The 11,535-nt window shown below is 61.4% G+C and carries 11 protein-coding genes; 3 read left to right on the top strand and 8 right to left on the bottom strand.

Annotated elements, in window-relative coordinates; all coding sequences use genetic code 11:
* Positions 1-242: 242 nt before the first annotated feature.
* The 6 genes from IEX27_RS10080 to IEX27_RS10105 all read right to left on the bottom strand — a co-directional run bounded on the left by IEX27_RS10080 (position 243) and on the right by IEX27_RS10105 (position 6,819).
* Positions 243-1,580: a UbiD family decarboxylase gene (locus tag IEX27_RS10080; protein WP_188720919.1), complete on the bottom strand. Its 1,338-nt coding sequence runs from the start codon at positions 1,578-1,580 to the stop codon at positions 243-245.
* Complete coding sequence (locus IEX27_RS10085) at positions 1,577-2,419, bottom strand: ABC transporter ATP-binding protein (protein ID WP_188720920.1); 843 nt, start codon at positions 2,417-2,419, stop codon at positions 1,577-1,579. Before IEX27_RS10085 ends, IEX27_RS10080 begins: the two co-directional genes overlap by 4 nt.
* A complete protein-coding gene (locus IEX27_RS10090) occupies positions 2,416-3,381 on the bottom strand; it encodes an ABC transporter ATP-binding protein (protein ID WP_188720921.1) in 966 nt (321 codons plus the stop codon). Before IEX27_RS10090 ends, IEX27_RS10085 begins: the two co-directional genes overlap by 4 nt.
* The gene (locus IEX27_RS10095) at positions 3,378-4,259 is read right to left on the bottom strand and encodes an ABC transporter permease (RefSeq protein WP_188720922.1); all 882 of its coding nucleotides are present in this window, start codon (positions 4,257-4,259) and stop codon (positions 3,378-3,380) included. The genes IEX27_RS10090 and IEX27_RS10095 overlap by 4 nt, the downstream gene beginning before the upstream one ends.
* Positions 4,256-5,179 (bottom strand): ABC transporter permease, encoded by a 924-nt coding sequence (locus IEX27_RS10100; RefSeq protein ID WP_188720923.1) that lies wholly within the window; start codon positions 5,177-5,179, stop codon positions 4,256-4,258. The genes IEX27_RS10095 and IEX27_RS10100 overlap by 4 nt, the downstream gene beginning before the upstream one ends.
* 107 nt (positions 5,180-5,286) lie before the next feature.
* A complete protein-coding gene (locus IEX27_RS10105) occupies positions 5,287-6,819 on the bottom strand; it encodes an ABC transporter substrate-binding protein (protein ID WP_188720924.1) in 1,533 nt (510 codons plus the stop codon).
* Positions 6,820-6,897: 78 nt separating this feature from the next.
* Here IEX27_RS10105 and IEX27_RS10110 point away from each other — a divergent pair, with 78 nt between their 5' ends.
* Positions 6,898-7,977: a DUF2817 domain-containing protein gene (locus tag IEX27_RS10110; protein WP_188720925.1), complete on the top strand. Its 1,080-nt coding sequence runs from the start codon at positions 6,898-6,900 to the stop codon at positions 7,975-7,977.
* Positions 7,978-7,998: 21 nt separating this feature from the next.
* Here the strand turns inward: IEX27_RS10110 and araD are convergent, their stop codons facing one another.
* Positions 7,999-9,732, bottom strand: a complete 1,734-nt coding sequence (gene araD / locus IEX27_RS10115) for an L-arabinonate dehydratase (protein ID WP_188720926.1) — start codon at positions 9,730-9,732, stop codon at positions 7,999-8,001.
* A 4-nt stretch (positions 9,733-9,736) separates the two neighbouring features.
* The gene (locus IEX27_RS10120) at positions 9,737-10,636 is read right to left on the bottom strand and encodes an aldose 1-epimerase (protein ID WP_188720927.1); all 900 of its coding nucleotides are present in this window, start codon (positions 10,634-10,636) and stop codon (positions 9,737-9,739) included.
* A 273-nt stretch (positions 10,637-10,909) separates the two neighbouring features.
* On the opposite strand from IEX27_RS10120, the gene IEX27_RS21360 reads away from it, so the two are divergent.
* Both IEX27_RS21360 and IEX27_RS21365 read left to right on the top strand, forming a co-directional pair.
* Positions 10,910-11,182, top strand: coding sequence for a hypothetical protein (locus IEX27_RS21360; RefSeq protein WP_244630318.1), 273 nt, complete (start codon positions 10,910-10,912; stop codon positions 11,180-11,182).
* Complete coding sequence (locus tag IEX27_RS21365; RefSeq protein ID WP_244630319.1) at positions 11,179-11,487, top strand: carboxymuconolactone decarboxylase family protein; 309 nt, start codon at positions 11,179-11,181, stop codon at positions 11,485-11,487. Before IEX27_RS21360 ends, IEX27_RS21365 begins: the two co-directional genes overlap by 4 nt.
* Positions 11,488-11,535: the final 48 nt, after the last annotated feature.

The following is an 11,535-nucleotide window of genomic DNA, read 5'->3' on the forward strand; positions in this document are numbered from 1 at the left end:
CAGTCATTTCAACAGGTAGATAACATGGCAACGCGTTACAGACGACGCGGCAAATTCCCATGACAATCATAACGCTGCATTCGCGGAAACATCAGCTTGAGCCCGGATCAATGATTTAAGGAGCCGCACCTTTGGCCCAGAGCGGAGAAAAGAAACAGGAATAATATTCTAGGGTTTGGCGCGCTCGGAGAATATCCTTGCGAAATGGTACTTCAGGCTGGGGGTGATCCCCAGCCCCTAGCCTATTCAGTTGGTGACAGCCACTCCGCAAGGTCGATCTCGTCCTCGCCGGGAACGCGCTTGCGGGCGAATTCCTTCTCGCGACCCCAGGGCATGGTCGCGTCGATGCAGAGGCGACCCCAGTGATCCTTCTGCGGATCGCGGTAGAAGCCCGGAATATCGTTGAGGATCATCGCGCGCGTGTCCGCACGTCCGCGAACCATATAGGCCCACATCACGTCATCCAGATTGTAGATGTCGACGTCCTCGTCCACCACGATGACGACCTTGTTGTAGTCGAGATGGGAGCCGAGGGCTGCGAGGATGGCGTGCTTGCCGTGGCCTTCGTAGGCCTTCTTTATTTTGATGATCGAGATCATCACGTTCGGGCGGCAGCAGACGTCGATGACGCCCGGCACCTGCTGGGAAACGTGGCGGTAGACGCGGGCGGCGGTGACGGCTTCGAGCGGCCGCAGGTCTTCCGGCGATCCGCACAGCAGACCGTGGAAAACGGCATCCTTACGGTAGCTGACGTGCGTTACCTCGAAGACGTGGTTGTCGCCCACTTCCACATAGTTGCCCATGAATTCGCCGAAGGGTCCTTCCGGCCGCTTGACGTTGGGCAGGATGCGGCCCTCGACGACGATGTCGACCGAGGCGGGAACATCGAGCGAGATCGTCTTGCACGGGCGCATCGCCAGCTTTCCGCCCTTGATGAGCGCGGCCATGTTGAGCTCCGATGCGTCGTAAGGCAGCGATGCGCAGGCCGACATGAAGATCTCCGGGCCACAGCTCAACAGAAGTGCAGCTTCCAGCGGCTCGTCGCGGCTTTCGGCCTTCGCCTGATAGCGCGCAAGGTCGTGGGTGGAGCCGAGACGAATCCTGAGCTCGTTGTCATCCACATACATCGCGCGGTGAAACGAGAGGTTCGGCACACCGCTGTCCGGCTCCTTCGCAAGGAAGATTGCGGAGGTGAAATAAGGCCCGGCGTCCCGCTCATGATAGGTGATTGCCGGAAGGTCGGAGAGTTTGCCGGAAACGAACTCGGCCTCGACTTCAGGCGCAGCCTGTTCAAGCAGATCGGCGCTGTTGGCAGCAAGGCAGGCATCGGTGAGTTCGATCCAGCGCTCGCAGAACGTCTTTTCGCCCGCACCGATCAGCCGGCAAAGTCGCTCATGGCTGCCATAGAGGTTGGAGACGACCGGCAGCGCGCTGCCCTCCACTGCCTCGAACAGCACGGCCTGCTCGCCCGCCTTCTGCACGGCCTTGGTGATCGCGGCGAGCTGATGGCGAGGATTGACCGGACGCTTGACGACGGCCAGTTCACCACTGGCGGCCAGATCGGCGATGAAAGACTTCATGGTTGGGATCCTCTTGGGGTATTCAGCTCGAAGACGCGCGAGACTGTAGGCAATGGCCTGCCGGGTATCGGCGGCAGCACGCTCGACAGCAGCATCTTCGAATAGGGATGTGTTGGCGCGGCGAAGAAGGCGTCCGTTGCGCCCTGCTCCACGATCTCGCCACGATACATGACGGCTATCCGGTCCGCGATACGTTCCACGACAGCCAGGTTGTGGCTGATGAACAGGTAGGTGAGGCCGAAATCCTGCTTCAGCTCGTTGAAGAGTTCGAGGATCTGCGCCTGCACCGAAACGTCGAGCGCTGAGGTCGGCTCGTCGCAGACGAGCAGCTTCGGGCGCAGGATCAGCGCACGGGCGATGGCGACGCGCTGGCGCTGACCACCGGAAATCTGGTTCGGGTAGCTGTGAAAGAGGCGCATCGGCAGGCCAACGCGCTCGAACAGGTCGCGCGCCCGCTCCTCGCACTCGCGCGCGGAAACCCCGCCTGCAATCTTCAGCGGCGTCTGGATGATCTCCGCAAGCGTGCGCTTCGGGTTGATCGAGGAATAGGGATCTTGGAACACCGGTTGCACGAGCCGCGCGAATTCACGAGGCCCAAGCGACTGCGCGGGCTTGCCGTCGATGGCAATCGTCCCCGTATCGGGCGTCAGCAGCCGCAGCACCATCTTGGCGAGCGTCGACTTGCCGGAGCCGGATTCGCCAACCACCGCCACCACCTCGCCTGCATCGACATGGAGCGAGGCGGAGCGGACGGCGGGAATGAGATTGGGCGGGCTGAACAGGCCGGTGCGTTGCCTGAACGCGAGGCTCACATTCTGGATGTCGAGAAGCCGCGTCATGCCGCCACCTCGTTTGCCTCAAGCAGGCAGCGGTAGACATGGCCTTCGCCAACGGAACGGGCTGGCACCGGATCGGCGCAGGCTTCCCTCGCAAACCGGCAGCGATTGCGGAACATGCAGCCTTCAAGCTCTCCGAACAGCGCGGGCACCACGCCCGGAATAGGGGTCAAGGGCTGGTCACGCGTCGGCAGGCAATCGAGCAGCGCGGAGGTATAGGGATGCGCGGAACGCGTCAGCACCGAAGCGACCGACCCTGTTTCCACGATCTGACCCGCGTACATCACGGCTACACGGTCGGCCATGTGGGCGACGACGCCGAGGTCATGGGTGATGAGCAGCAGCGCCATGCCCATTTCTGCCTGAAGCTCCTTCAGAAGCTTCAGGATCTCGACCTGCGTCGTCACGTCGAGCGCGGTGGTCGGTTCGTCGGCAATCATCAGCTTCGGCTGGCACATGAGCGCCATGGCGATCATCACGCGCTGACGAAGGCCGCCGGACATCTCGTGCGGATACTGGGCAAGCCGGCGCTCGACCGGCACGACGCCTACCCGTTCCAGGAGTTCACCCGCCCGCGCCAGCGCTGCCTTGCGGTTTCCAAGCCGATGATGAACGAAGGACTCGATTATCTGCTCGCCCACGGTGAGCACCGGGTTGAGTGCCGTCATCGGCTCCTGAAAGATCGCAGCGATCTCCGGTCCATGCAGGTTCGCCCATTGGCGGCGGCTGAAACGGCGCATGTCCTGGCCCTTCCATGACATGCGTTCAGCCGAGAGGATCGCCGCGCGCGGCAGGAGGCCCAGCACGGACATGGCCGTCAGCGACTTGCCGCAGCCGCTTTCGCCTACGATGGTGAAGCACTCTCCAGCCCCGATCGAAAGGTCGATGCCGCGGATCGCATGCAGAGTCCCCGCGCGTCCGGGTACGTCCACCTTGAGACCAGAGATGTCTAGTAGCGCGGTCATCGGCGACCCTCCGGCTGCGACAGGTCACGCAGGCCGTCGCCCAGAAGATTGGTCGCCAGCACCAGAATGAAGATCGCAATGCCGGGTATCCAGACGAGGAACGGCTTGGCGAAGAGATGCTGCCTCCCCTCTGCGATCATCAGGCCCCAGGATGGCGTTGGCGCGGGAATGCCGAGCCCGAGGAACGAGAGGCTTGCTTCGCTCAGGATCGCCATGGCCATTTCGAGTGTCGCAATGACGAGGATGTGGTGGAGGACGTTCGGGCGGATCTCGTTCCAGATGATCCACGGCGCGCTGGCGCCCGCCACTCGAGCGGCGGAAACGAAATCGGCGTTTCGGATCTGCTGCGTCGCGGTTCTGACGACGACTGCGTAGCGGTCCCAGAAGAGAAGGCCTAGCACCATGATCATAGTGAAGAGCGAACCGCCGACTAGCGAGATCACCGCCAGCGCCACCAGAAGGCCCGGCATGCTGAGGCGGCAGTTGATGATGTAAGTAACAAAACTGTCGACCCGGCCACCGAAATAACCGCCGATGAAGCCAAGCGTGGAGCCGATTACGCCGGAAATCAGCATTGTCGAAAAGCCCACGATCAACGAGATGCGGCTACCGTAGATGAGACGGCTCAAGTAATCGCGTCCGAGATGATCGGTGCCGAGCAGGTGATCGGGCCGTCCGCCCTCCATCCATGCAGGCGGCAGGAGGCGGATGCTGAGGTTCTGCGCGAGCGGATCATGTGGAGCAAGAAGCGGCGCAAGCAGCGCAACAGCGATGGTCAGCAGCAGCACGGCCGCTCCCAAAACGAAACCGGCATGGCGAAGCCCCCGGCGGACACGGAGGAAGCGGTTCGCAGTCACGGTCGTATCGAGCCCCGTCATTGGCTTTTCTGCCTCAATCTGGGATCGAGCCACGCGTTGATCACATCTGCAAGCAGCGTCAGGATGATGTAGCTCGCTGAGACGAACATCAGCATCGCCTGCACAACCGGAAAATCACCGCGCTGGATCGAGCGGTAGGTCAGGAGCCCGATTCCGTCGATGGCAAATACAGATTCCACGATCACCGATCCGCCCAGCAAAGTGCCGAGCTGTACCGCCGAGAGCGAAATGATCGGCAGGATCGCGTTGCGCATCGCGTGCTTCCACATCACGCGCAGGCTCGATATGCCCTTGGAGCGCGCGGTACGGATATAGTCCTGCTCCAGCACTTCCATCATGCCCGATCGCGTCAGCCGCATGAGCGCGGGGATAGCGCCGATCGCCAGCACCACGACCGGCATCACGTAGTGCAAAGGCGTCGCCGAACCGGAGATCGGGAGCCAGCGCAGTGTGACACCGAAAAAGCTGATCATCATCAGCGCAAGAAAGAAGCCGGGCAGCGCCTGACCGCTGAGCGCAACGCCACTAACCATCCAGTCGAGCCATGAGTTGGGTCTGACCGCAGCCAGCATGCCGAGTGGCAGGCTCACGGCAATGGCGAGGATCAGCGCCGACACGGCGAGGATCGCAGTTGTGCCGATGCGCGCGAGGAACATGGTCAGCACGGACTCGCGGGCGAAAAAGGAAAGGCCGAAATCGCCACGCGCAGCGTCCGCAAGCCAGCTGGCATATTGGGCGAGCAGCGGGCGGTCGAGGCCCATGGTGTGGCGAAGTTCGGCGATCTGTTCCGCGCTGGCGTTCTCTCCGGCCAGTGTCGCGGCGAGGTCACCGGAAAGATGCAGAAGGGCAAAGCCCACCAGCGATACCGTAAACAGCACAAGCAGCGAAACGATCACTTTGCTGCGTACGTAAGCTGCCATCAAGAACTTCCAATCAGTGCGTGGAGCGCTTCGTCAATGAACGCTCCAACCAGTTCAATGCATCGTCCTCAGGGTCGAACGCCTGTCCGACCCATGGGAAGAATGCTTCACTTGGCCCAGCTTGCCAGCGACAGGTCCGGGAAGTCGATTACCGGCGCCTGGTAGTTCACCTGTTCGGAGGTGACGTAGGTGGCGACGGTGCCGTAGAGCGGCACGACATAGGCCTCTTCGTTGATACGGGTCAGCGTCTTGCGGTAGAGGCTTTCACGCTCGGCCTTGTCCATGGAGCTCAGCGCTGCAGCGTTCCAATCGGGAATTTCCTTGTCCTGAACGTAGTCGGTCGAGGAACCGTTGAAGAAGATGCCAAGCGTGTTGGAGATGTCGATCGACGAGACACCGCTGCCCCAGCCAACAATGCTCATCTGCGACTCGCCCTTGATGTAGCGTTCGCGCCAAGCCGGAAGCGGCATGGTTTCAAGATTGACGCGGACGCCGATCGCCGAGAGATAGCCCTGCAGCGCTTCGCCGATCGGGCGGATGTTAGCCTCCGCCATCAGCGTGACGTCGAAACCCTCGGCAAAGCCGGCGGAAGCCATCAGCTCCTTCGCCTTGGCGACGTCGAAGGAGTAAGTCGGCTCGATGTCGGTCAGGCAGAAATTCTGCGACGGGTTGCAGTTGGTGGCCAGCACTGCCGCATCGGGGCTGATGAGGCTGTGGACCATCTCTTCCTTGTTGATGGCGTAGGAGACTGCCTTGCGCACATCGGCGTTGTTGAGCGGATTGTTTTCCTTGGCAGCGACATTCATGCTGAGGAAATACATACGGGTCGACTGGCCGGTCTGGACCGTGATGCCGGGAACACCGTCGAGCCCGGCTGCATCATTTGGCGAAAGCGACAGTGCCATGTCGAGGCCGCCCGACATCAGCTCGGCAATCTGGGTCTGGATTTCAGGGATGACGCGAACCTCGATCGTGCCGATAGAAGGCTGCGGCCGCGCACCGTCAAAATAATCAGGGTTCTTGACCAGCGTATAGGAAGAGCCCTTCTGCATGTCCTGCAGCGCATAGGGACCAGTGCCAACGGGCTTGGTCGCATGGATCATGTGACCATTGGCTTCCGTATATTCATCGGGCCAGATGTTGACGCGGGCAACCAGCACATTCTCAAAGGTCGGCTCAGGCGTCTTCAGCGTCAGCTTGACGGTATAGTCGTCGATCTTCTCGACGCCGGCGATATTGCCGAAATCCTGCTTCTGCTGACGGAAGTTGTTGTCCATGTTCATCAGCTGCTGGAACGTATAGACGACGTCATCAGCATTGAACGGCTCGCCGTTCTGGAACTTGATGCCTTCACGCAGCTTGAACTCGATCGTCGTGTCGTCAGTCCAGGTCCAGGACGTGGCGAGCAGCGGCTTGTATTCACCCGTCGCACGGTCGGCATAGATCAGCGTGTCGTAGATGATGGTGCTGAACAGGTCGGCATCGAGGCTGCTGGTGTGGATGGAGTCGATGAAGTCGGTTTCGCGCGCAACGGCAACACGCAACGTATCGTTGGACTGGTCCGCGAATGCGCCGGAAGCGGCGAGCACCAGTGGAACGATTGCGCAGTACCTGCGGATAAGCGAATTCGAGATCTTCATTTTGTTCCCCACACCCAACTTGGGTCTGTTGCATTATTGCTTCGCGTGCCAAATGACATGGAAAAAAGGGGATTGTCCATGTCTTTGAGTCGGTTTTCTAACACATATGCCGAGGCGAAAGAGCGCTTTCTGACGGTGGCGCAAAAGCGCAATATTGCGGTCAAATCCTACGAGCATCCGCTCACGGGTCCCTCCGGCGAAGCCCTGTCGACTGACGTCGCGCTGATCGGCCCGGCGAGTGCCAGCCGCATCCTGATCCTTGAATCGAGCCTGCATGGTGTCGAGGGCTATCCGGGTTCGGCATTGCAGGTTGGCGCGCTGGAGGAAATCGACTTGCCGCAGGATGGCGACGTGGCGCTTCTGTTGGTCCATGCGATCAATCCATGGGGCTTTGCCTGGAACCGCCGCTTCAACGAAGACAACATCGATTTGAACCGCCACTTCATCGACTGGGATGCACCGGGTACACTGGACAATCCCGGCTACCGCGACATAGCGGATTTCGTCATTCCGACGGATTTTTCCGAGGAAGCGCTGGCGGAGTCTGACGCAAAGCTTGAAGCCTATCGCGCCGAGAAGGGTGATCTGGCGTTCCGTTCAGCGATCAAGCTCGGCCAATACTCGCACCCCGACGGCCTCTACTACGGCGGGCTTACGCCATCCTGGTCTGCGAAGACCGTCCAGAACATCGCCAATGATTTCCTGCGCAATGCCAGGTTCTGCGGGCTGATTGATGTCCATACGGGTCTTGGACCCTTCGGCTTCGGTGAGTGCCTGAGCGGCATGGCGCCCGACAGCGACGAGGGAAAGCGCTGCACCGCATGGTATGGCGACGTCGCCCATACGAAGAGCCCCAAGACGGATTATGCCGGCAGCGCCGCCTCTATCCTCGACGGGTACAAGCGGGCTGCCCCCTGGCCGGTCTGGACGCCGATCGGGCTCGAATTCGGTACGCGCGATCCCAAAACCGTGCGCGACGCCGTGCGTTTCGACGGGTGGCTGCATCTGAACCGCGACACAGCCGGTTCAAAGGCCGACGCGGTCAAAGCCAAGCTGCTGCATGCCTACTATCCCGCAGAGCCGGAATGGCGCGAAGCCGTGATGACGCGGGGGCTGGAAGTCCTCCGCCTCGGCCTCGCCGGCATCTCAGCAGCCTGACGCTTCTCCCGAAAGACAGTCTCAATAGATGACTGGTTCATCGTTGGGACGGCCGAACTCGGTGCGCAGGAAGTCGAAGTCACAGCCCTTGTCCGCCTGCTCGATGTGCTTCGTGTACATGAAGCCATAGCCGCGTTCGTAGCGCGGCTCCGGCGGCACCCACTCGGCTCGCCTGCGCGCCAGCTCTTCCTCGCTCACCAGCATCTCGAGCCGTCGTCCGGGAACGTCGAGTTCAATGATGTCTCCTGTCTTCAGGAGTGCAAGCGGACCGCCGACATAGGCCTCCGGCGCTACGTGCAGCACGCATGCACCGTATGAGGTGCCTGACATGCGCGCGTCGGAGATGCGCACCATGTCGCGTAGCCCGAGCTTCAGGAGCGCCTTGGGCACCGGCAGCATGCCCCATTCCGGCATGCCGGGACCGCCCTGCGGTCCGGCGTTGCGCAGCACCAGAACGGTGTCCGGCGTCATGGGATAATCCGGATCATCGACAATCTTCTTCAGTTCCGGATAGCTGTCGGCCACAAGCGCAGGCCCCCGGTGCCGGTAGAATTTCGGGTCGCAGGCGGCAGGCTTGATCACCGCGCCGTCGGGGCAGAGGTTCCCCTTGAGCACAGTGAGAGACCCTTCGTGATAGACCGGATTGGACAGCGGGCGGATGACGTCCTCATTGTAAATCGGGGTTTCGGCCAGCCCCTCCACCAGCGGGCGTCCCGTCACTGTGATGGCCGAGGGATCGAGCTTGTCGCCCAGCTGCTTCATCAGCGCGCGGATACCGCCCGCATAGAAAAAGTCTTCCATCAGGTAGGTCGTGCCGGACGGGCGAATGTTCGCCAGAACCGGCGTTGTGCGGCCGATCCGGTCGAAATCGTCGAGCTCCAGCGGTATCTTCGCACGGCGCGCCATGGCGATCAGGTGGATGATCGTGTTGGTGGAGCACCCCGTGGCCATGGCGACCGTGAGGGCATTGTCCACGGCTGCCGGCGTGATGATCTTTTCCGGCGTCAGGTCCTCCCAGACCATCTCCACGACGCGCCTTCCGCACTGGGTGGACATGCGCTGGTGGGCCGAGTCTGCCGCCGGTATGGATGACGAACCCGGCAGGGACAGACCCATTGCCTCCGCCACCGCGGTCATGGTGCTTGCGGTGCCCATGGTCATGCAGTGGCCGTAGGAGCGTGCGATGCCGGATTCCATGTCCAGCCACTGCTCCTTGGTGATATTGCCCGCGCGCCGCTCGTCCCAGTACTTGAACATGTCCGTTCCGGAGCCAAGGTACTGACCGGCATAGTTGCCGCGCAGCATCGGCCCGGCAGGGAGGAAGATGAACGGCAGGTTCATGGAGATCGCGCCCATTACAAGCGCGGGTGTTGTCTTGTCACAACCGCCCATCAGCACCGCGCCATCGATCGGATGGGAGCGCAGCAGCTCCTCCGTCTCCATGGCCAGCATGTTGCGATAGAGCATGGTGCTGGGCTTCACCCAGTTTTCCGAAAGCGACAGCGCCGGAAGCTCGACGGGGAAGCCGCCTGCCTGCAGGACGCCACGCTTGACGAACTGGACCCGGTCCTTGAAATGCGCGTGGCAGGGCTGTGCGTCAGACCATGTATTGATGATCGCGATGATCGGCTTGCCTTCCCAATCGACCGGATCGTAGCCCATCTGCATCGTGCGCGAACGGTGGGCCGACGAACGCCAGTCGTCGTGAGCGAACCAGCGTACGGAACGCAGCTGTTCATAGGTCTTTGCAGTCATCGTCTCAGCCTCCCACTGAAGAATGGATTTTCGCGCGCAAGGTCATCGCGCCTGAAAGAACCTCGCCGGGTTGAAGCACATCCATGGCATGGGCCGGCCCGAATTCGGGACGGTTCACCACATCGGGCACATGGCTGACGGGCTCGGCGCAGAAGACGTTGCGGTTGTCCGGCACGAAGACGTGCAGATGCCGCAGCGCTCCGCCGGCCGTGATCTCGAATACGACGCCTTCCTGCGGGCGCACGATCCGCGCATGGAGCGGAGTCCAATTGGCAAAGCAACCGTCGATCACTGGGACATCTTCCATACGCACCGGATGGTCGGGATTGAAAGCGGCAACCTGCCGGAGCTTCGGCAATGGCAGGTTGCGCGTGTCCTGCTCAAAGGTCCCTTGGGAGAGGAAGGCAAGCGTTGTGCCCGGGCTTCGTGCAAACCACGGATGGATACCGAGGCCGAAAGGCATCGCCCGGTCACCGGCGTTGCGGACGGAAACCTCGATCTGCAGCCCCTCGTCCAGGAGCGAGATCTCCTGCCACGCCTCATATTCGTAGGGGTTGTCGCTCTCGGCAAAACGCTGGAACAGGCTGACGCTATTACTGGTAGCTCGCGCTACTTCCCAGGGCCGCTCGTAAGCGAAGCCATGGATGGCGACATTCTCCTGCGGTCGGTTGATCGGTAGCTCGTAGTCGCGCCCCTCGAAGGAGAAACGGCCATCGGCGATGCGATTGGCAAAAGGCACCAGGGCATAGCAGCCGTTGCCAAACGGATCGAATGTTGGCTCGCTCGGCTCAAAGATCGCAACGTCCCGGCCGTCCATATAGCGCCAATGGGCCCTCAGGATCGCCCCGCCGAGATCAGGGTCTACCACGAGACGAAAACTGCCACGCGAGAGCTCAAGCGTCACGAGCCACCTCCGCACCCGAAAAGGAGGGCGCTGGAAGCGCCGGACGGAAAGGCAAGTTCAGCCACGGTTCTGGTTCCCCTCACGCGAGCAATGTCATTGCGCGCAGCTGCAGATCATTGCGACGCTGCAGGTAACCAGATTATTCAGGTCTATGGCCAGCCCTCAATGGGGCAGGTCCGGCCATTTCGAACTGTGAAACACGCCAGCCGTTCTCCCGGCAGCCAAACTCGGCTAAGATGCTCCTCATATCCTCGCCCGGACTGGGAGGCGTGCATGTTCATCAAGACGATCGAACCCGAGGAAGCGACGGGCGAAGTTGCCGCGCTCTACGCCGCCGAGGAAGCTTCCATGGGCCGCGTGATGCAGGCGACACAATGCTGGTCCGCCCGGCCAGACATCATCGTGCCTGTCGAAAGCCTGCTTCACCAGATCCGCGACGGGTTTTCGCTCGGGCTCGTGAATTTCAGGCTGATCACCTTCATCGCCGCGCAGCACGTGCCCTCGAGCTATTGCTCGCATGTCTATTTCCGCGTCTTTGCGGGATGATCGGCCGGGATCAGGCGCTTGCCGTGCGACGGGACTACCGCGATGCCGGGTTGACGGAACAGCAGGTGGAGATGCTCGCCTATGCCGAGCAGATCACCCGCGACGCCTCGCAGATAACCGAGGCCAACATTGAGCGCCTGAGGGCCGTGGGATTCACGGATCTCAATATCGCGGACATTGCCCTCGCCGCATCGTTCCGCAATTTCATGAGCCGCTATTTCGATGCCATAGGCGCCACCGTCGAAACCGACTTTCTGGATGATGATCCCGCCATCAGAGCAGAGCTGGCAGTAGGCAGAAAGTAGGGAGCCTGTGCGGAGAGGATGCAAGGGAGCTCCTGAGCGGCGATTCGG

It is taken from the genome of Nitratireductor aestuarii (assembly GCF_014641695.1).
GTDB classification, from domain to species: Bacteria; Pseudomonadota; Alphaproteobacteria; order Rhizobiales; family Rhizobiaceae; genus Chelativorans; species Chelativorans aestuarii.